Origin of the sequence: Streptomyces murinus, from assembly GCF_002154555.1 — a bacterium.
Taxonomy (GTDB): domain Bacteria; phylum Actinomycetota; class Actinomycetes; order Streptomycetales; family Streptomycetaceae; genus Streptomyces; species Streptomyces murinus.
Window position 1 is genome coordinate 1 of record NZ_MUNF01000069.1, and the last position, 21,425, is coordinate 21,425.

General features: G+C 71.8%; 14 protein-coding genes and 1 tRNA gene. 13 read left to right on the plus strand and 2 right to left on the minus strand.

Annotated features, from left to right (window positions below):
* The coding region (locus tag CCN72_RS05425; RefSeq protein WP_167408646.1) for a DEAD/DEAH box helicase at positions 1-2,304 on the minus strand (2,304 nt) is incomplete at its 3' end.
* 80 nt (positions 2,305-2,384) lie between these two features.
* Here CCN72_RS05425 and bldG point away from each other — a divergent pair.
* From bldG to CCN72_RS05480, 11 genes are all read left to right on the plus strand, one after another.
* On the plus strand, positions 2,385-2,726 hold the full coding sequence (gene bldG / locus CCN72_RS05430; protein ID WP_010986038.1) for an anti-sigma factor antagonist BldG: 342 nt from the start codon (positions 2,385-2,387) through the stop codon (positions 2,724-2,726).
* 202 nt (positions 2,727-2,928) lie between these two features.
* Complete coding sequence (locus CCN72_RS05435; RefSeq protein WP_085565855.1) at positions 2,929-3,366, plus strand: ATP-binding protein; 438 nt, start codon at positions 2,929-2,931, stop codon at positions 3,364-3,366.
* Between the two features lie 320 nt (positions 3,367-3,686).
* Entirely contained in the window at positions 3,687-6,095 is a 2,409-nt protein-coding gene (locus CCN72_RS05440; RefSeq protein ID WP_086806548.1) for a sodium-translocating pyrophosphatase, read from the plus strand.
* A 191-nt stretch (positions 6,096-6,286) separates the two neighbouring features.
* Positions 6,287-6,919: a small secreted protein gene (locus tag CCN72_RS05445; RefSeq protein ID WP_202442504.1), complete on the plus strand. Its 633-nt coding sequence runs from the start codon at positions 6,287-6,289 to the stop codon at positions 6,917-6,919.
* A gap of 69 nt (positions 6,920-6,988) precedes the next feature.
* Positions 6,989-8,509 (plus strand): N5-glutamine methyltransferase family protein, encoded by a 1,521-nt coding sequence (locus CCN72_RS05450; RefSeq protein ID WP_086806550.1) that lies wholly within the window; start codon positions 6,989-6,991, stop codon positions 8,507-8,509.
* Positions 8,510-9,161: 652 nt separating this feature from the next.
* The gene (locus CCN72_RS05455) at positions 9,162-9,359 is read left to right on the plus strand and encodes a hypothetical protein (protein ID WP_086806551.1); all 198 of its coding nucleotides are present in this window, start codon (positions 9,162-9,164) and stop codon (positions 9,357-9,359) included.
* A 268-nt stretch (positions 9,360-9,627) separates the two neighbouring features.
* On the plus strand, positions 9,628-12,462 hold the full coding sequence (gene topA / locus CCN72_RS05460; protein WP_086806552.1) for a type I DNA topoisomerase: 2,835 nt from the start codon (positions 9,628-9,630) through the stop codon (positions 12,460-12,462).
* A gap of 157 nt (positions 12,463-12,619) precedes the next feature.
* A complete protein-coding gene (gene tmk, locus CCN72_RS05465) occupies positions 12,620-15,892 on the plus strand; it encodes a dTMP kinase (RefSeq protein WP_086806553.1) in 3,273 nt (1,090 codons plus the stop codon).
* 145 nt (positions 15,893-16,037) lie between these two features.
* Entirely contained in the window at positions 16,038-17,243 is a 1,206-nt protein-coding gene (locus CCN72_RS05470; RefSeq protein WP_086806554.1) for a DNA polymerase III subunit delta', read from the plus strand.
* A gap of 100 nt (positions 17,244-17,343) precedes the next feature.
* On the plus strand, positions 17,344-18,969 hold the full coding sequence (locus CCN72_RS05475; RefSeq protein ID WP_086806555.1) for an alpha/beta hydrolase: 1,626 nt from the start codon (positions 17,344-17,346) through the stop codon (positions 18,967-18,969).
* Positions 18,970-19,332: 363 nt separating this feature from the next.
* Positions 19,333-19,406, plus strand: a tRNA-Thr gene (locus CCN72_RS05480).
* 82 nt (positions 19,407-19,488) lie between these two features.
* Here the strand turns inward: CCN72_RS05480 and CCN72_RS05485 are convergent.
* Complete coding sequence (locus tag CCN72_RS05485; protein WP_086806556.1) at positions 19,489-20,421, minus strand: ScbA/BarX family gamma-butyrolactone biosynthesis protein; 933 nt, start codon at positions 20,419-20,421, stop codon at positions 19,489-19,491.
* A gap of 124 nt (positions 20,422-20,545) precedes the next feature.
* Between CCN72_RS05485 and CCN72_RS05490 the strand changes: the two genes are divergently transcribed.
* Together CCN72_RS05490 and CCN72_RS05495 are read left to right on the plus strand one after the other, a co-directional pair.
* Positions 20,546-21,190: a ScbR family autoregulator-binding transcription factor gene (locus tag CCN72_RS05490; protein WP_086806557.1), complete on the plus strand. Its 645-nt coding sequence runs from the start codon at positions 20,546-20,548 to the stop codon at positions 21,188-21,190.
* An 89-nt stretch (positions 21,191-21,279) separates the two neighbouring features.
* On the plus strand, positions 21,280-21,425 hold a 146-nt coding region (locus tag CCN72_RS05495; RefSeq protein WP_143664047.1), incomplete at its 3' end, for an SDR family NAD(P)-dependent oxidoreductase.

Here is a 21,425-nt window from a genome sequence, read left to right on the forward strand (position 1 = left end):
GGCCACCCCGGCGGCGCGGGCGGTGTGGAAGGCACGCTCGGCGAAGCCCGCGCCGCCGGGGTGGCCGTCGTACACGAAGACCGTCGGGAGGAGGGTGTCGGGATGCAGCGGGACGGAGACGCCGCCGATGTCCCAGCGGTCGCAGGTCGCGAAGAGCGGCAGCATGCCGATGGAGGCGTGCTCGGCGGCGTGCAGGGAGCCGCCGAGGATCTCCGGGTTGATCCGGGCCTCGTCCAGCTGGTCCTCGGTGACCGTCCACCACACCGCGCGGGTGCGCAGCGTACGAGGAGGCAGGTCGAGCTTGGTCTCGCCCAGCACCTCGCCGCTGATCAGACGCCGGCGCAGGAAGGAGACCACCTGGTTGGTGACCTCGACGGAGCCGTAGCAGAGCCGGCCCGCGCCCCAGGGGATCTCGGTGTCGGTCTCCAGGACGGAGATGGCGGTGGTGTCGCGGGCGACCGTCGAGTACGGCGGCTCGGCCTGTTCGACCAGGGCGACCGAGTCCGCGAGGTCGAGGGAGCGCACCAGATAGGTGCGGCCCTGGTGGAGATGGACCGCGCCCTCGTGGACGGTGGAGTGCGCGGCGGCCTCGTCGACCGTGCCGAGCAGGCGCCCCGTGCCCTCCTCCACGATCTGCACCGGCCGCCCGCCCCCGCCGCGGATGTCGGTGAGGTCGGCGGCCCGTTCCCGGCGGGTCCAGTGCCAGGCCCGGGTCCGCCGGCGCAGCAGCTTCGCGGCCTCCAGCTGCGGCAGCACGTCCGCGCAGGCGGGACCGAACAGTTCGAGGTCCGCCTCGGTCAGCGGGAGTTCCGCGGCGGCGGCGCACAGGTGCGGGGCGAGCACGTAGGGGTTGTCGGGGTCGAGGACGGTCGACTCCACCGGCCGGTCGAACAGGGCCTCCGGGTGGTGGACGAGGAAGGTGTCCAGCGGGTCGTCCCGGGCGACGAGGACCGCGAGGGCGCCCTGCCCGGAGCGGCCCGCACGGCCCGCCTGCTGCCACAGGGAGGCCCTGGTGCCCGGGTAGCCGCAGATCACCACCGCGTCCAGGCCGGAGACGTCCACGCCCAGCTCCAGGGCCGTGGTGGCGGCGAGCCCGAGCAGCTGCCCGGAGTGCAGATCGCGCTCCAGGGCGCGGCGTTCCTCGGGGAGGTAGCCGCCGCGGTAGGCCGCGACCCGCCGGACCAGGGAGCGGTCCACCTCGGCCAGTTTCTCCTGGGCGATCACCGAGATCAGCTCGGCACCGCGCCGGGAGCGTACGAAGGCGACCGAGCGCACGCCCTGCACGGTCAGGTCGGTCAGCAGATCGGCGGTCTCGGCGGTGGCGGTACGCCGTACGGGCGCGCCCTTCTCGCCGTGCAGCTCGGTGAGCGGGGGTTCCCACAGGGCGAAGACCAGCTCGCCGCGCGGGGAGGCGTCGTCGGCGACCTCCACCACCGGCAGGCCGGTCAGCCGCCGGGCGGCGACGGCGGGCTCGGCGGCGGTCGCGGAGGCCAGCAGGAAGACCGGGGAGGAGCCGTAACGGGCGCAGACGCGGCGCAGCCGGCGCAGCACCTGGGCGACATGCGAGCCGAAGACGCCCCGGTAGGTGTGGCACTCGTCGATGACGACGTACTTCAGCGACTTCAGGAAGGAGGACCAGCGCGGGTGGGAGGGCAATATCCCGCGGTGCAGCATGTCAGGGTTGGTGAGAACGTAGTTGGCGTACTGGCGCACCCATTCGCGTTCCTCGTAGGGGGTGTCGCCGTCGTACACGGCCGGGCGGACCGCGGTGCCCAGCGGTTGTGAAAGTTCCTTCACCGACCGGCACTGGTCCGCCGCGAGCGCCTTGGTGGGGGAGAGGTACAGCGCGGTGGCCCCTCGGCCGTTCGGCGCCCGGGAACCCTCCAAAAGGGTGGACAGCACGGGTACGAGATACGCGAGGGACTTGCCGGAGGCGGTGCCGGTGGCGACGACCACCGAATCGCCGTCCAGGGCGTGCTCGGCGGCCAGCGCCTGATGCGCCCAGGGATGCTCGATGCCGCACTCCTGGACGGCCGCGATCACCTCGGACCGAATCCGGTCAGGCCAGATGGCATGGCGGCCGGTGCGCGGGGGCAAGTGCTCCGTATGAGTGATGCGCGCAGCCCGGCTCGGACCGGAGGCGAGTCTGCCCAGGACAGCGCCCGGAGACGGGCGGGACGCCGGGTCCGGCACGGGTCGATCGGATCGGTGATTCTTGGCCATCGGCACCGAGTGTGTCACTGGCGTGACGGACAATGGAGCCAAGGCGTCGTACACGCAGGCCGGTAAGTGATTGAATGCCATCGCGGCTGGCGTTGCGTCCCGGGGGCCGCAAGCCGAGTGCCCGAGGGGCGACCGCTCGATAGCAAGGTGCTGGAGGATCCGTGGACCTGTCCCTGTCGACCCGTACCGTCGGCGATCGTACGGTCGTCGAGGTCGGTGGCGAAATCGATGTATACACCGCGCCAAAGCTGCGCGAGCAGCTGGTCGAGCTGGTGAACGACGGCAATTTCCATCTTGTCGTCGACATGGAGGGCGTGGACTTCCTCGACTCCACCGGACTCGGCGTGCTGGTCGGCGGCCTGAAGCGGGTGCGTGCCCATGAGGGCTCGCTGCGCCTGGTCTGCAACCAGGAGCGCATTCTCAAGATCTTCCGTATCACCGGCCTCACCAAGGTGTTCCCGATCCACACCTCGGTCGAGGAAGCGGTGGCGGCCACCGACTGACCCTGTCCGACCGACCCTGCCGCCGGCCTCTGCCCGCGGTGGGGTCGCCGGTGGAGCGTGCCTGATTCCGGCCGTTGTACCCCGTCTCGCACCCCGTGGGGGCTGTGCCGGGTGTGCCCGGGTGGATCCGGGTAACGAAGTTCCTGAGGGGCGGGCCTGGCGAGCCCGTCCGACCGCAGTCCCGTAGTCGTGAGGGGGATGCATGGCCACCGTCGAACTCCGCTTCAGCGCGCTGCCCGAGCATGTCAGGACCGCCCGGCTGGTGGCGGCCGCGGTGGCACGCAGGGCCGGAGTGGACGAGGCCGTCCTGGACGAGGTGCGGCTCGCCGTGGGCGAGGCGTGCTCCCGTGCCGTCGGGCTCCACCAGATCGGCGGCATCGACGCGCCGGTGAAGGTGGCGCTGATCGAGGAGGAGAAACAGTTCTCCATCGAGGTCGGCGACGAAGCCCCGCACACGGTCCCCGCCGAGCGGGTGTCCGGGGGCGCCGCGGCGGACGCGGACGTGGAGGCCGAGGAGGACGAGATGGGCCTCGCGGTCATCAGCGGCCTCGTGGACGACGTCGAGGTCACCACCGGGGAGAACGGCGGACTGATCCGCATGACCTGGCCTGCCGCCCCGCCCGCGGTCACCGTCGGCTGACACCGCCGACCGAAGAAAACGAACGTACGATCAGGGCCCTGCTTCGGCAGGGCCCTGATCGTGTTTTCGGCAGATCATTTCCGACTGCCTCTCGGGCGCTCCCGGAATTCGTGAAGTAATTCACGATCAATAGCCGTATCATTCGATCAAGGTTCAATGGGACCGGCGACGTCCGTCAATGCTTTTGAGGCATTACCTCTTTCGGGTTCGCCAACCGGTGTGTGCAGGCCAATTCTGTTTACCGTGCTCTTTTGACATCACTCAGGGGTACCTACAATCCGTCCACATCTTGAGCTCAGCCCAAGCGTCAAGGAGGACGAATGGCGGGGCTTTCTTACCCCTCTGAGTTGGACCACCCCACATACCTCGCGGCCGCGGTGCTCACCAACGGCAACAGGGTCATCGTGGCCGTCATCGCGGCGGTAGCCCTCGCCGCGCTGGTGGTCGCGGGGATCCTGGTGCGCCAGGTGCTCGCCGCGGGCGAGGGCACCGACAGCATGAAGAAGATCGCCGAAGCGGTACAGGAAGGCGCCAAGGCGTATCTCGCCCGGCAGCTGCGCACGCTCGGCGTATTCGCCGTCGTCGTCTTCTTCCTGCTTCTGCTGCTGCCCGCGGACGACTGGAATCAGCGTGCCGGGCGTTCGGTGTTCTTCCTGATCGGCGCGGTGTTCTCGGCCGCCACCGGTTATATCGGCATGTGGCTCGCGGTACGAAGCAATGTGCGGGTCGCCGCCGCGGCCCGGGAGGCGACCCCGGGCGAGGGCGAACCCGAAAAAGATCTCACCACCGTCTCGCACACCGCGATGAAGATCGCATTTCGCACGGGCGGTGTCGTCGGCATGTTCACGGTGGGCCTCGGCCTGCTGGGCGCCTCCTGTGTGGTGCTCGCCTACGCCGCCGACGCGCCGAAGGTCCTGGAGGGCTTCGGCCTCGGCGCCGCCCTGATCGCCATGTTCATGCGGGTCGGCGGCGGCATCTTCACCAAGGCCGCCGACGTCGGCGCCGACCTGGTCGGCAAGGTCGAGCAGGGCATCCCGGAGGACGACCCGCGCAACGCCGCCACGATCGCCGACAACGTGGGCGACAACGTCGGCGACTGCGCGGGCATGGCGGCCGACCTCTTCGAGTCGTACGCCGTCACCCTGGTGGCCGCGCTGATCCTCGGCAAGGTCGCCTTCGGTGACTCCGGGCTCGCCTTCCCGCTGCTGGTGCCCGCCATCGGCGTGATCACCGCGATGATCGGCATCTTCGCGGTCGTCCCCCGGCGCACCGACCGCAGCGGCATGACCGCGATCAACCGCGGCTTCTTCATCTCCGCGGTGATCTCCCTCGCGCTGGTCGCCGTCGCCGTCTTCGTCTATCTGCCGTCGAGCTACGCCGACCTCAGCGGAGTGACGGACGCGGCGATCAAGGCCAAGGACGGCGATCCGCGGATCCTCGCCCTGGTCGCGGTGGCCATCGGCATCCTGCTCGCGGCCGTCATCCAGCAGCTGACCGGCTACTTCACCGAGACCAACCGGCGCCCGGTCCGCGACATCGGCAAGACCTCCCTGACCGGACCGGCCACCGTCGTCCTGTCCGGCATCTCGCTCGGCCTGGAGTCCGCCGTCTACACCGCGCTGCTCATCGCGCTCGGTGTGTACGGCGCGTTCCTGCTCGGCGGTACGTCGATCATGCTCGCGCTGTTCGCGGTCGCGCTGGCCGGCACCGGCCTGCTGACCACGGTCGGTGTGATCGTCGCCATGGACACCTTCGGGCCGGTCTCCGACAACGCCCAGGGCATCGCCGAGATGTCCGGCGACGTCCAGGGCGCCGGCGCGCAGGTGCTCACCAACCTGGACGCGGTCGGCAACACCACCAAGGCGATCACCAAGGGCATCGCGATCGCCACCGCGGTGCTCGCGGCGTCGGCGCTCTTCGGGTCGTACCGCGACGCGATCACCACCAATGTGCAGGACGTCGGAGAGAAGCTCAGCGGGCCCGGCGCGCCGCTGAGCCTGTCCCTGGACATCTCGCAGCCCAACAACCTGGTCGGCCTCATCGCGGGCGCCGCGGTCGTCTTCCTCTTCTCGGGACTGGCCATCAACGCCGTGTCGCGGTCGGCGGGCGCGGTGGTGTTCGAGGTGCGGCGGCAGTTCCGTGAGAAGCCCGGGATCATGGACTACACGGAGACGCCCGAGTACGGCAAGGTCGTCGACATCTGCACCAAGGACGCCCTGCGAGAGCTGGCCACGCCCGGCTTGCTCGCGGTGATGGCGCCGATCTTCGTCGGGTTCACGCTCGGCGTCGGCTCGCTCGGCTCCTACCTCGCCGGCGCGATCGGCGCGGGCACGCTGATGGCGGTGTTCCTCGCCAATTCCGGCGGCGCCTGGGACAACGCCAAGAAGCTGGTGGAGGACGGCCACCACGGCGGCAAGGGCAGCGAGGCCCACGCCGCCACGGTGATCGGCGACACGGTCGGCGACCCCTTCAAGGACACCGCGGGGCCGGCGATCAACCCGCTGCTGAAGGTCATGAACCTGGTCTCGCTGCTCATCGCGCCCGCGGTGATCAAGTTCTCCTACGGCCATGACAAGAACCTCGGCGTACGGATCGGGGTCGCGGTCCTCGCGCTGCTGGTGATCGGCACGGCCGTGTACATCTCCAAGCGGCGCGGCATCGCCGTCGGCGACGAGGAGGAGAGCACCGAACGGGTCGCCAACTCGGCCGACGCGGCGGTGGTTTCGTAGGTTTCGGCAGACGGCCTGCGCAAAGAGCGGGCGGGCGGTGCGTGCGAAGGACGCGCCGCCCGCCCGTTCGTGTGCGCGGGGACGGCCCGTCGTGAGCCTTCTCTCGCGCAAAAAGTAATAAAAGGTACTTAGGGAGAAATCGGTGTGCGGAGGGTGTGCGTCCGCCGTGTAGGGTCCGGGGCCCGAGAGCCATGGAAGGGACCAATCCGGTGAACAAGAAGCTCGCGGCCGCACTGTCCGGCGGTGCGGTACTGGTGGCTGCGCTGTCGGGATGCAGCGGCAACAGCGCCCCCAAGGGGCCCGACCCCAAGCTCGTCTCCTGGGCCAAGTCGGTGTGCGACGCCGTGCCCGCGCAGGACGCGAAGATCAAGGCGGCGAACGCGGCGATCTCCACGACGGCCGCCGACACGGCCAAGCCCGAGACGCTCCAGAAGACCGACTCCAAGGCCTTCCAGGACATGGCCGACGGCTACAAGGCGATCGCGACCGCGGTCAACGCGGCCGGCGCGCCTCCCGGGGTCTCCGGTGGCGCCAAGCGGCTCGGCGATGTCGTCAAGAGCTTCAACAGCCTCTCGGCCTCCTACGCCGATCTGAAGAAGCAGGTCGACGACCTGGACACCAAGGACCAGGCGAAGTTCGCCTCCGGGCTGCACGACGTCGCCACGCAGATGACCGAGCTGGAGAAGAAGCACCAGAGCGGCACCGAGTCGCTGAAGGCCCTCCAGCAGGGCGAGGTGCAGGACGCCATCGCCCAGCAGCCCAGCTGCAAGAAGGTCGCCTCCTCGACGTCGTCCTCGCCCTCCGCGGCCTCCACGGCGGGCTGATCCACGACTGAGGGGTGGGGACGGCTGTGTGCGCCGTCCCCCTCGGTCCGCGCGGGACACAATGGGACCGTGACTGACTCCGGACCCGCCCCCCTGCCCGCCGCCGACCGTCCCGAGGCCGCCGCGCGGCTGCGGGACGCGCTGCTGGCCGCCTCCTTCACCGCCGACGGGCTGCTCGAACTGCTCGGCGCGCCCGCGTACACGGCGCTGGCCCGCAGCGAGACCGTGCCCGCGCTACGGGCGACCCGTGGCGACACGCCGCTGGAGACCCTCGTACGGCTCTTCCTGCTCCAGCAGCCCGTGCCCCGCGCGCGGGTGGCCGCCGTGCTCCCCGTCGAGGAAGCGGTCGAGACCGGGTGGCTGGTGCGGGTGGGCGGCGACGAGGTGGCCGCCCAGGTGGACGTACGGCCGTACGGCGGGCCCGGCGGCGAGGACTGGTTCATCGTGTCCGACCTGGGCTGCGCGGTCGGCGGCGCGGGCGGTATCGGACAGCGGGCCGAGGGCGTCGTACTGGGGGTCGGGGGCGCGTCCACCACGCTCGCCGGGATCACCGTGCGCACGCCGGTCGCCGCCGCCCTGGACCTCGGCACCGGCTCGGGCATCCAGGCACTGCACGCCTCCCGGCACGCCACGCGCGTGACGGCGACCGACCTCAACCCCCGCGCGCTGCACATCACGGCGCTCACGCTGGCGCTCTCCGGCGCGCCCGCCGCCGAGCTGCGCGAGGGCTCGCTCTTCGAACCGGTGCGTGACGACGAGAAGTTCGACCTGATCGTCTCCAACCCGCCGTTCGTGATCTCGCCCGGCGCCCGGCTCACCTACCGTGACGGCGGCATGGGCGGGGACGATCTGTGCCGCTCGCTCGTCCAGCAGGCGGGGGAACGGCTGAACGAGGGCGGGTTCGCGCAGTTCCTCGCCAACTGGCAGCACGTGGCGGGAGAGGACTGGCAGGACCGGCTCAGGTCGTGGGTGCCGCGCGGGTGCGACGCCTGGATCGTGCAGCGCGAGGTGCAGGACGTCACGCAGTACGCCGAGTTGTGGCTGCGGGACGCCGGGGACCACCGCGGGGACCCGGCGGAGTACCAGGCGCGGTACGACGCCTGGCTCGACGAGTTCGAGGCGCGCAAGGTCAAGGCGATCGGCTTCGGCTGGATCACCCTGCGCAGGACGGGCGCGGCCGAGCCGTCCCTCACGGTGGAGGAGTGGCCGCACCCGGTGGAGCAGCCCCTCGGGGACACCGTCCGGGCGCACTTCGAACGCCTCGACTACCTCCGCGAGCACGACGACGCGGCGCTGCTCGCCCATCACTTCAGGCTGGTCGGCGAGGTGGTGCAGGAACAGGTCGGGCTGCCCGGCGCGGAGGACCCCGAGCACGTCGTGCTCCGCCAGCACCGCGGCATGCGCCGCGCCACCAAGGTGGACACGGTCGGCGCGGGCTTCGCGGGCGTCTGCGACGGCACCCTGAGCGCCGGCCGCATCCTGGACGCCATCGCCCAGCTGATGGGCGAGGACGCCGTCCGCCTCCGCGACCAGACCCCGGCCCAGATCCGCCTCCTGGTGGAACAGGGGTTCCTGGAGCCGGTGGTCTGAGGGGCGGCTCCACGCGGGGCCGTTGGGGACGGTGTCGGCCGGGCGCCTGGGGGTGTCCCAGTGGGGTCGGCGCGGCTCGTGATCGGCGGCGGGTTGCGACTCACGGGTGGGCGAGCCGTCCGGGGTTCGCGAGGGCCGTCATCTGCGGTGGGCGCGACATCCGGATGGGCGGGCCCGCTCGGGACCTGCGCACATCGTGCCGACGGCGACGGACCCCGCGCGGGCCCACGTGGGGTCGGCCGCGCGCGGAGGCCCGTCCCCGCCACGCGCGGACCGTCGTACCCGGCACGCGCCCACCTTCGGGCCGGCCGACGCCCGGAGGCTCGTCCTCGTCGTCGGCAGGGCGCCGCCGCACGCGGGCGGCGCATACCCCGGCTCGGTCGCTCGTGGAGCCCCGTCGCCCGAGGCCCCCGCCCGCGACACGACACCCTCACTCCACCTCCCGGACCATGCCTCCGGCACTCCCGGCCGCCCCGTCGATTGCAAAACGGCCGGAAAAATATCTGGCCCGGGGCGGGGGAGCCGTACTCGTGCTTTCCCACCCCCTTGGGCGTCGTTCCGTCGGCCCCCCGTTCACCCCGATGTCGCCCGGTCGTCGCCCCCGCGTGTCAGGGTCCACGCGCTGGGTCGAGTCGGAAGGGGTGGGTGGCGGATGGAGCGGGGGCCGGCGGCTTTCGTCGGATTGGTGTTTGTCCTGTTCGGAGGGGCTCTGCTGGTGTGGACCGGGGTGCGGCTGCGACGCGGTGAGGCGGTGGCCCTCGGTGTGAACCGGGTCGCATCGGCCACCCTCGCGAGCGCGGCCGGAACCCTCGCGCTGGCCCTCGGCGGCTACTGCCTCACGCGCCTCTGACGTCGGCGGGCGCCCGCTCCCCGGTGTGTCGCGAGAGTAAGAGGAGCGTCACGCTCCGGACAGACCCGGACGGGGTACCCGGCACTCCGGGCGGCAGGAATGCCGGTAGTCGGGTTACCGTTCGAGTGGCCGTTGTGGGCTTTTCCCGTTTGACACGGGGGCGGGATGTACCGTCACACTCCGCAGCGCCACACGTGCCAGCAGTACGCCGCGACCCCGGGACCAAGGCCTGGGGAGGCCACAGCGTCGACCGGAGAGAAGAGCGAAGTTGTCCCCGACCAGCGAGACCGCACAGGGCGGCCGCCGACTCGTCATCGTCGAGTCGCCTGCCAAGGCGAAGACGATCAAGGGCTACCTCGGCCCCGGCTACGTAGTCGAAGCGAGCGTCGGGCACATCCGTGACCTCCCCAACGGCGCCGCCGAGGTGCCCGAGAAGTACACCGGCGAGGTGCGCCGCCTCGGCGTGGACGTCGAGCACGACTTCCAGCCGGTCTACGTGGTCAACGCGGACAAGAAGGCTCAGGTCAAGAAGCTCAAGGACCTGCTGAAGGACTCCGACGAACTCTTCCTGGCCACCGATGAGGACCGCGAGGGCGAGGCCATCGCCTGGCACCTCCAGGAGGTCCTCAAGCCGAAGATCCCCGTCAAGCGGATGGTCTTCCACGAGATCACCAAGGACGCGATCCGCGAGGCCGTCGCCAACCCGCGCCAGCTCAACCAGAAGCTGGTCGACGCCCAGGAGACCCGCCGCATCCTCGACCGCCTCTACGGCTACGAGGTCTCGCCGGTCCTGTGGAAGAAGGTCATGCCCCGGCTGTCGGCCGGCCGCGTCCAGTCCGTCGCCACCCGGCTCGTGGTCGAGCGGGAACGCGAGCGCATCGCCTTCCGCTCCGCCGAGTACTGGGACCTCACCGGCACCTTCGGCACCGGCCGCGCGGGCGACTCCTCCGACCCGTCGTCGCTGGTCGCGCGGTTGCAGACCGTCGACGGACGGCGTGTCGCGCAGGGCCGTGACTTCGACTCCGTGGGGCAGCTGAAGACCGCGAACACCCTCCACCTGGACGAGGCCACCGCCCGCTCGCTGGCCGCCGCCCTGGAGAACACCCGCTTCGCCGTGCGCTCGGTGGAGTCGAAGCCGTACCGCCGCTCGCCGTACGCGCCGTTCCGTACGACGACGCTCCAGCAGGAGGCCAGCCGCAAGCTCGGCTACGGCGCCAAGGCGACCATGCAGATCGCCCAGAAGCTGTACGAGAACGGCTACATCACGTACATGCGTACGGACTCAACGACGCTGAGCGAGACCGCCATCGCGGCCGCCCGCGCCCAGGTCACGCAGCTGTACGGCGCCGACTACCTGCCCCCGCAGCCGCGTACGTACGCGGTGAAGGTCAAGAACGCGCAGGAGGCGCACGAGGCGATCCGTCCCTCGGGTGATCGTTTCCGCACCCCCGCGGAGACCGGTCTGACCGGCGACCAGTTCAAGCTGTACGAGCTGATCTGGAAGCGGACCGTCGCCTCCCAGATGAAGGACGCGACCGGCAACAGCGTGACCGTGAAGATCGGTGGCACCGCCGCCGACGGCCGGGACGTGGAGTTCAGCGCCTCCGGCAAGACGATCACCTTCCACGGCTTCCTCAAGGCGTACGTCGAGGGCGCCGACGACCCGAACGCCGAGCTGGACGACCGCGAGCGCCGGCTGCCGCAGGTCGCCGAGGGCGACGCGCTGTCCGCCGAGGAGATCACGGTCGACGGCCATGCCACCAAGCCCCCGGCCCGCTACACCGAGGCCTCCCTGGTCAAGGAGCTGGAAGAGCGCGAGATCGGCCGGCCGTCGACCTATGCGTCGATCATCGGCACGATCCTCGATCGCGGCTATGTCTTCAAGAAGGGCACGGCGCTCGTGCCGTCCTTCCTGTCCTTCGCCGTCGTAAACCTTCTGGAGAAGCACTTCGGCCGGCTGGTCGACTACGACTTCACCGCCAAGATGGAGGACGACCTCGACCGCATCGCCCGCGGCGAGGCCCAGGCCGTGCCGTGGCTGAAGCGCTTCTACTTCGGCGAGGGCACCATCAGCGGCGCCGCCGCCGACGCGGGCAACGGCGACGGGGACCACCTCGGCGGCCTCAAGGAACTCGTCACCGACCTGGGCGCGATCGACGCCCGCGAGGTGTCCTCCTTCCCGGTGGGCAACGGCATCGTGCTGCGGGTCGGCCGCTACGGCCCGTACATCGAGCGCGGCGAGAAGGACACCGAGCAGCACCAGCGCGCCGACATCCCCGACGACCTGGCGCCGGACGAGCTGACCGTCGAGCTGGCCGAGAAGCTGCTGGCCGAGCCCAGCGGCGATGTCGAGCTGGGCGCCGACCCGGTCACCGGCCACCAGATCGTCGCCAAGAAGGGCCGCTACGGCCCGTACGTCACCGAGATCCTCCCCGAGGGCACCCCGAAGACCGGCAAGAACGCGGTCAAGCCGCGCACCGCCTCCCTCTTCAAGTCCATGGCGCTGGACACGGTGACGCTGGACGACGCGCTGAAGCTGATGTCCCTGCCGCGTGTCGTCGGCACCGACGCCGAGGGCCAGGAGATCACCGCCCAGAACGGCCGCTACGGGCCGTATCTGAAGAAGGGCACGGACTCGCGCTCGCTCCAGTCCGAGGACCAGCTCTTCACCATCACGCTGGAAGAGGCCCTGGCGATCTACGCCCAGCCGAAGCAGCGCGGTCGGGCCGCCGCCAAGCCGCCGCTGAAGGAGCTGGGCGAGGACCCGGTCTCCAAGAAGCCGGTCGTGGTCAAGGACGGCCGCTTCGGGCCGTACGTCACCGACGGCGAGACCAACGCGACCCTGCGCTCCGGCGACAGCGTCGAGGAGATCACCCCGGAGCGCGGCTTCGAACTTCTTGCCGAGAAGCGCGCGAAGACCCCGGCCAAGAAGACCGCCAAGAAGGCGGCGGCCAAGAAGACCGCCCCGGCGAAGAAGACCGCCGCCAAGAAGACGGCGGCCAAGAAGACGACGGCGAGCGCCGCGAAGAAGACGACGGCGAAGAAGACGACCGCCAAGAAGGCGACGGCGACCAAGTCGACGGCTTCCGGTTCGGAGGACTGAGCCCGGTTCGGAGGACCGAGCCCGACTCGGCTCACCGGGCCGAGACCCCAGGCGTCTCGTTTCGCCCCGCGCACGCCCCGGCATCACTTTGGTGTCGGGGCGTGCGCATGCCAGGAGTGCGGGGTGTGGTGTCGGTGGCTGCGGATAGGCTGAACGCATGACGCGAGCCGAGCAGCCAACGGCCCACACTCCAGCACCGGACGACGCCCTGGTCGCGGACTCCCGCGAACGCGCCGTGCGTTCCCTGTTGCGCCGACCGCAATTGCGGCGCCTGTGGAGCGCGCAGCTGGTGAGCGGTGTCGGCGACACCCTCGCCCTTCTCGTCCTGGTCGTCCTCGTCCTCCAGGCGGCGATCACCCAGGGATCGTTCGGCGGCGGCTACCGAGGCGTGGCGTTCGCGGTCGCGACGGTCTTCGCGGCCCGCGGCCTCGCCGCGCTGCTCTTCGGAGCGGTCCTGCTCGGCCCGCTGACGACGCTCACCGCCCAGGAGGGCCCGCTCGACCGCCGCTGGACCATGGTCGGCGCCGACGGCCTGCGCGCCGCGCTGCTGATCGTGGCCCCCCTGTGGATCGACTGGACCCCGGCGGACGCGCCCGCCGTGCTGCTGGTCACCGCCTTCGTCACCGGCGTCGCCGAGCGGCTGTGGACGGTGTGCCGCGAGGGCGCGGCCCCGGCCCTGCTGCCCGCCCCGCCGCCGGAGGGCGCGACCGTCCGGCCGCTGCCGGACCACATGGACACCCTGCGCCGCCTCGCGCTGCGCACCACCTTCCTCGCCGTACCGCTGGCCGCCGCCGCCCTGGTCGTCGCCGCCCTGCTCAACAACCTGCTGGGCACCGGCCTGCCCTGGTTCGACCAGCACCACGCGGCCCTCGCGTCGTACGTGGCGGCGGGCCTGTTCGCCGCCTCCCTCTCCCTGCTGACCTTCCTTGAGCTGCCCGGCACGCGCACCCCGCGCCCCCGCTCCCCGCTGGAGGGCCTGCGCCGCCCGCGCACCGGCGCCGGTGTCGACAAGGGGCGCACGGGCGCGATCCCGCTGCTCGTCCTCGCCTGCGCCGCCGTGGCCGGTGTCATCGCCGCCGCCGTCTCCGTGTGCGTGCTGCACGCGACCGACCTGGGCGGCGGCCCGGTCCTGTTCGGCCTGCTGGTGCTCGGCCTGACCGGTGGCGTCGCGGTCGGCATCCGTACGGCCCCCGCCGTGCTGCCCTCGCTGTCCCGCCGCCGGCTGCTGGCCCTGGCGATCGCCTTCACCGGCATCGCGCTGCTGGCCGCCGGTCTGGTCCCGGACGTCACCACGGTGCTGCTGATCGTCACCCTGGCGGGCCTCGGCGCGGGCGTCGCCGCCAACACCGGGCACGCGCTGCTCGACCAGGAGACCGAGGACTACCGCCGGGCGCGTGTCACCGAGCACCTCCAGGCCGTCGTGCGCGTCTTCATAGCGCTGGGCGCCGTGATCGCCCCGGTGATCGCCGGGCTGATCGGCCGGCACCGGCTGGAGAACGGCCGCTTCGTGTTCGCGCACGGCGGCGCCTCGTTCACCCTGATGCTGATCGGCGCGCTGCTGCTGCCGGTGGCCGCCCTGGTGCTCGCCAAGGTCGACGACCGCTCCGGCATCCCGCTGCGCCAGGACCTCAAGGACGCGCTGCTCGGCGGCGACGACCCGGTCGAGGCGCAGGCCACGAACGGCTTCTTCATCGCCCTGGAGGGCGGTGACGGCGCCGGCAAGTCCACCCAGGCCGAGGCCCTCGCCGAGTGGATCCGCGGCAAGGGCCACGAGGTCGTGCTCACCCGCGAGCCGGGGGCCACCCCGGTGGGCAAGCGGCTGCGCTCGATCCTGCTGGACGTCTCCTCGGCCGGACTGTCCCACCGCGCGGAGGCACTGCTGTACGCCGCCGACCGCGCCGAGCACGTCGACACCGTCGTACGCCCCGCCCTGGAGCGTGGCGCGGTGGTGATCTCCGACCGCTACATCGACTCCTCCGTCGCCTACCAGGGCGCAGGCCGCGATCTGTCCCCGACCGAGATCGCCCGCATCAACCGCTGGGCGACCGACGGTCTGGTGCCGCATCTGACCGTGCTGCTGGATGTCGCCCCGGAGGCCGCCCGCGAGCGGTTCACCGAGGCCCCGGACCGGCTGGAGTCGGAGCCCGCGGAGTTCCACGCGCGCGTGCGCTCCGGTTTCCTCACCCTGGCCGCCTCCGACCCCGGCCGCTATCTGGTGGTCGACGCCGGGCAGGAGCCCGAGGCCGTCACCACCGTGATCCGGCACCGCCTCGACACCGTGCTGCCGCTGTCCGAGGCCGAGATCGAGGCCCGGGAGGAGGCGCGCAGGAAGGCCGAGGAGGAGGCGCGCCGCAAGGCCGAGGAAGAGGCCGCGCGCAAGGCCGAGGAGGAGCGCCTGGAGCGCGAGCGCCAGGAGGAGCTGGCCAGGCTGCGTGCCGAGGAGGAGGAGCGCAAGCGCCGCGAGCTGGAGGAGGCGCAGCGCCGCGAGGCCGAGCGGCAGGCCGAGGAGGCCCGGCAGCGGGCGGCCGAGGCGGCCCGGCGCGCCGAGGAGGAGCGGCAGCGGCTGCTCGCCGAGGAGAAGGCCCGCGCCGAGGAGGAGGCGCGCCGCAAGGCCGAGGAGGAGCGCCGCCGCAGGCAGGCCGAGGAAGAGGCCCGGCTGCGCGCGGAGGAGGAGGCCCGCCAGGCCCGGATCCGCGCCGAGGAGGAGGCCCGCGAGGCCAAGGAGCGCGCCGAGGAGGCCGCCCGGCGCCTGGAGGCGCAGCGCAAGGCGGAGAGCGCCCTGCTCCGTGCCGAGCAGGCCCGCCGTCAGGCCGCCGAGGCCGCGGCGGCCGCCGATGTGGCCGCCCGCAGGCCCGGCAGCCCCCAGCCGAAGGCCCCCGGCGTGACCTCGGACGCGGCCACGGTCGCCACCCCCATGGTGTCGCCGGGCCCGGGCACGGAGGAGACGGTGCCTACGCCGATCGTCTCGCCGGCCGAGGACGAGCGGTCCTCCGGCCGGGACACCCGGAACGCTCGTCACACGCCCTCCGAGGCCGAGACGACCGCCGAGCTGCCCCAGCCGCCGGCCGTGCCGGGCGCCGCGGACGAGACGGCGGTGCTGCCGCAGGTGCCCGCGAGCGCCGCCGAGGAGACCGCCGTACTGCCGCAGGTGGGCGCGGACGAGACGGCCGTACTGCCGCCCGTGCGCGACGACGCCCCGGCCGACCGGATGCCGCGCGGCTTCTTCCGCGACGAGCGGTCCGCGGGCCCCGACGGCTCCGAGGACCGCACCCGCGAGATGCCCCAGCCCGGCACCGCGGGCACCGCCCGCCGGCGCCCGCGCCCCGACTGGGCCGAGGAGACCCCGCTGGACGATCTGCCGTCGCTGGCGGACGAGTTGCTGGGGTCGTACGACGACGAGGACGGGCCCCGCAGGGGGCGCAGGGGCTGATCCCGGACCCTTCGAGACGGCGCTCGCGTCCTGCTGCGGCAGGAGGCGGGCGCCGTCCGGCGTTTCCGGCGTGGTCCCGGTTGTCAGACCCCACCCGCACAATGGAGGTCGGAACGCGGAGTGTGACGGAAGGGCGGCGTGACCCATGAGCGTGTGGGACGACCTCGTCGGGCAGGAGAAGGTGAGCGCGGTGCTGGGCGCCGCCGCTCGGGACGCCGACGCCCAGGTCACCGCCGCCGCGGCGGACGAGCCGCTGCCGGAGACGTCCCGGATGACGCACGCGTGGCTGTTCACCGGGCCGCCCGGCGCGGGCCGCGACCAGGCGGCGCGGGCCTTCGCCGCGGCCCTCCAGTGCGTGAGCCCCGACCGGGCCCTCGGCGGCGCCCCCGGCTGCGGCTTCTGCGACGGCTGTCACACCGCGCTGCTCGGCACCCACGCGGACGTCACCGCGGTCGCCGCGGTCGGCGCCGAGATCCTGGTGAAGGACATGCGGGACACGGTCCGCAAGTCGTTCACCGCGCCGGCGAACGGCCGCTGGCAGATCATCCTGGTCGAGGACGCCGAGCGGCTGAACGAGAAGTCGGCGAACGCCGTGCTCAAGGCCGTCGAGGAGCCCGCCCCCCGCACGGTCTGGCTGCTGTGCGCCCCCTCCATCGAGGACGTCCTGCCGACCATCCGCTCCCGCTGCCGCCATCTGAACCTGCGCACCCCGTCCGTGGACGCGGTCGCCGACATGCTCGTACGACGCGACGGCGTGGACCCCCAGGCCGCCGCCGACGCCGCCCGCGCCACCCAGGGGCATGTGGACCGCGCCCGGCGCCTGGCCACCGACCCGGCCGCCCGCGAGCGCCGTGCCGCCGTCCTGAAGCTCCCGCTGCGCCTGGACGAGGTCGGCGCCTGCCTGCGGGCCGCCCAGGAACTGGTCGACGCGGCAGCCGAGGACGCCAAGCAGCTCGCCGAGGAGATGGACGGCAAGGAGGCCGAGGAGATGAAGGCGGCGCTCGGCGCGGCCCAGGGCGGCCGGCTGCCGCGCGGCACGGCGGGCGTGATGAAGGATTTGGAGGACATGCAGAAGCGCCGCCGCACCCGTACCCAGCGCGACAGCCTGGACGTGGCCCTCGGCGACCTCACCACCTTCTACCGCGACGTCCTCGCCCTCCAGCTCGGCTCCCGGGTGGCGATCGCCAACACCGACGCGGAGGACGCCTTGGACCGGCTGGCCCGCGCCGGCTCCCCGGAGTCCACCCTGCGCCGCATCGAGGCGATCGCCGCGTGCCGTGAGGCCCTGGACCGCAATGTGGCTCCGCTGCTGGCGGTGGAGGCGATGACGATGGCGTTGCGGGCGGGCTGACGATGCCCCTCCTGATCCCCTCGCCGCACCCCGTCCCCCGTACGGGGCGACAATCCCGACTCCCCGCATCCGCCGCATCGCCCAGCGTTACGCTCGCCTGATGCAGACCAGGTCCTTCCCCTCCCGGCCGCGCGACGGGCGCCCCGCGGCCCACGCCCGGTTCACGGCCGTCGCCCTGATGACCGCGGCGCTCCTCGTGTCCGCGTGCTCCCCTGGCAGCAGCTCGATCAAGCCGTCCTCGGCGGCGTCGGCACGGAGCGACGCGGCGAGCGCCCCCGTCCTGGCCCCGCTGCCGCGCGCGATTCCGGCCGCGCTCGCGCCGTACTACACACAGCGTCTGACCTGGCGCGACTGCGGCGTCCCCGGTTTCCGGTGCGCCACGTTGAAGGCGCCGCTGGACTACGACCGGCCGGGCGCGGGCGACGTACGGCTCGCGGTGACCCGCAAGGCCGCCACCGGCAAGGGCAAGCCGCTCGGCTCCCTGGTGGTCAACCCGGGCGGCCCCGGCGGCTCGGCGGTGGGCTACCTCCAGCAGTACGCCGGTCTCGGCTACCCCGCCGAGGTCCGCGCCCGCTACGACATGGTGGCGATGGACCCGCGCGGCGTCGCCCGCAGCGAGCCCGTCGAGTGCCTCGACGACCGCCGGATGGACACGTACACCCAGACCGACGTGACCCCCGACGACCGGGCGGAGCAGAACGCGGCGGTCGCGGCGGACGAGAAGTTCGCGCAGGCCTGCGGGGAGCACTCGGCGCGGCTGCTGCGGCATGTCTCCACGGTCGAGGTGGCCCGGGACACGGACATCCTGCGCGCGGCGCTGGGCGACGCGAAGCTGAACTACGTCGGGGCGTCGTACGGCACCTTCCTCGGGGCGACCTACGCCGGCCTCTTCCCGAGCCGGGTGGGCCGCGTCGTCCTGGACGGCGCGCTGGACCCCTCGCTGGACTCCCGCACGGTGAACCTGGAGCAGGCCCAGGGCTTCGAGACGGCGTTCCAGGCGTTCACCCAGGACTGCCTGCGCCGCACCGACTGCCCGATCGGGGGCAGGGGTACGACGCCGACGCAGGCCGCCGACCACCTCAGGGCCTTCTTCCGCAAGCTGGACGGCCACCCGGTGGCGACGGGCGACGGCGACGGCCGCAAGCTGGGCGAGGCACTGGCCACCACCGGCGTGATCGCGGCGATGTACGACGAGGGCGCCTGGAGCCAGCTGCGCGCGGCGCTGACCTCGGCGATGAAGGGCGACGGCGCGGCGCTGCTGGCCCTCTCCGACAGCTACTACGAGCGGGACGCCAGTGGCCACTACAGCAATCTGATGATGGCCAACAACGCCGTGAACTGCCTGGATCTGCCGCCCGCCTTCACCGGCGTCGATCAGCTGCGGCAGGCGCAGTCCGCGTTCGAGAAGGCGTCACCGGTCTTCGGCGAGGGCCTGGCCTGGCAGTCGCTGAACTGCGCGTACTGGCCGGTGCGGGCCACGGGCGAGCCGCACCGCATCCCGGCGAAGGGCGCGGCGCCGATCGTGGTCGTCGGCACCACCCGGGACCCGGCCACCCCCTACCGCTGGGCCCAGTCCCTGGCCCACCAGCTCTCCTCCGGCCACCTCCTGACCTACGCAGGCGACGGCCACACCGCCTTCCTCCGCGGCAGCACCTGCGTCGACTCCGCCATCGACACCTACCTCCTCCACGGCACCCCACCCTCCCCGGGCAAACGCTGCTCGTAGGGCCTTTCCTCCGGATCAGGCCGGCCGCCGACAACGGCCCCTCTCGGCTGACCCGAGCGGGGTCTGGTGCGTGCAGCTGCAAGGCGGAGGAGTGAGTCCACGCGCTGGGGGCTCCGCGCGAGTGAAGCCGAGCTTGGGGGGAGTCGGCGAGTGACGACGCCGCGGGGGGTGCCGGGGTGCCCCCACGCCCTTGAGGCAGTGCGGGCGTGCGCGCCAGACCCCGCGCCCCCGACAAGATCCGAAAGAGAGGCCCCAGCCCCCGTCCGGCCCCGGATCTCCTCGCCCCGGGGCCGGTACGAAGCACCCCGGGAAACTGTGTAGACTTACCGACGTTGCCGACCGCACCCTAGGTGCACGCAACATGCCGCTTTAGCTCAGATGGCCAGAGCAACGCACTCGTAATGCGTAGGTCTCGGGTTCGAATCCCGAAAGCGGCTCAGGTGAGGCCCAGGACAGAGAGCATCTGACCTGGGCCTTTCTTCTTTTCGCAGGTAGCTCTGTGGGTCACCCGCCTCGGCTTCAGGTGAGTTCGGCGGTGACATGTATGGAGAAGACCTGTCTGCCGTTCTGCTCCCCGGTGACGTCCGTGCTGACCATGCCGCCCCTGTTGCGGCGCAGGGGGGTGGCCTCGACCCAGCAGGGGGCGTCCAGTTCGACGTAGCGGGCGAAACTGGCGTCGAACTCCATGAGGGCGATCCGGGCGGTGCCGGACATGGCGTGGACCGCTTGGGCGGCGGCCTCCAGGAGGAGCAGCCCCGGTACGTGGTCGTGGTCGTGGTCGAAGAAGGCGCGGTTGGCGGTGTCCGCCCGCAGCTGCCAGCGGTGCGGTTCCCCGAGCGGGCTCAGGACGGCGTTCTCCGGCGAGGTCTCGCCGCCGCGGACGGCTCCGTCGAGAGCGGGGCCCAGGGGCAGGGCACGTGCGGTGGCGGCCCGTGCGTCGGCGTGCTCTCCGCGAAGCCTGCTGTAGATCGCCGGGGGATGGGCGATGTAGCGGACCCGGGCGATGCCGAGGGGCTGCTCGTCGCGCATGGCCGTGATCTGGGCGGCGAGGTGGGTGGAGCCGAGCCGGCGGCGGGTCACCTTGGTGTGAGTGATCGTCAGGCGTACGTCGGTCGGTGGCGTCCGGGCGCTCAGCGCCGCCGGGACGATGGAGCTGTCGTAGGACTCCCACCCCAGGCGGAAGTCCAGGGGGACCTCGTGGGCGACGTGGGACAACAGGGCGAGGGACTGTCTGATCGTCTCGGAGAAGAGCAGGGGGTTGTAGCGATCCGCGTGCGGCGCGTAGAGGGGGTGGCGCGTGGGCCAGTGAGCGATGACGGTGTGTGAGATCCCGTCGTCGTGGCTGCGCCATCCCGACAAGAACACCTGGCCGGGTACGGTTTTGCGGGTGAGGGTCGCAGAGACGGGCTGGACACCCTTGAGGGGCGTGATCGAGCCAGTTGTCACGTTCATGATGTTCCCCCTGGAACGGCGCGAGTCAGGCGGCGGCATGTGCCAAAGGCAGTGGTGCAAGGGGTTCTGCGACCAACATAATGATGACTATATTTATTTGTCGAGAGAGTATGAGGACAGGTCTATGGCTCAACAAGAACGGAGCGCCCGGACGCGGGCGGCCATCCTGCGGGCAGGCGCCGAGGTCTTCGCCGAACTGGGCTTCGCAGGGGCGAGCGTCAGCAAGATCACCCGTAGGGCGAACCTCACGCTGGGGGCGCTCTACTTCCACTTCGAATCGAAGGAGCACCTCGCCCGCGAGATAGTCCGGGCCCAGCCGGAGCTGGTGATGTCACCGGCGGCGGCCGGCCTCCAGGGCGCCGTCGACATCACCCTCGAGTGGGCGACGCGGCTCACGCAGGACCCTTTACTGCTGGCGGGCGCCCGACTGGTGATGGACCAGGAGTACTTCGTCCGCAGCGAGGAGGGCGATTCCTACCGCCAGTGGGCGGGAGTGATCCTTCCGTTCCTTCACGAGGCCCATGAGAACGGCGAGTTGCGGCCCGAGGTGGACGTGTTGACCTTGGCGCAGCTGATGGTCAACGCCAGCACGGGGGCGCAGATGAACTCCCAGCTCGACAGCGGGCGGCGGGACCTGCCGGACCGTATACGGCAGATGTGGTCCCTCCTGCTGCCGCTGATCGCCACCGAGGAGTGCGCGGACCGTGTCATGGAGGCACTGCGGCGGCGTGAGGGTGATTCTCCGATGATTGACGGGAATCAGGCTTGATCGCCGTCTAAAGGCTGTCGTGTCCGTCATGGATGGCGTTAAATCTGCCCATGCCGCATGTATCGCGAGCGTTACAGGGTCGAACGGTCATGATCACGGGCGCGTCCAGCGGCATCGGGGCCGCCGCCGCGAGGCTCTTCGCCGAAGAGGGCGCGGCCGTCGTACTGATGGCCCGGCGCAAGGACCGGCTCGAGGAGCTGGCCGAGGCGATCCGGGACGGGCGGGGGAGGGCGGC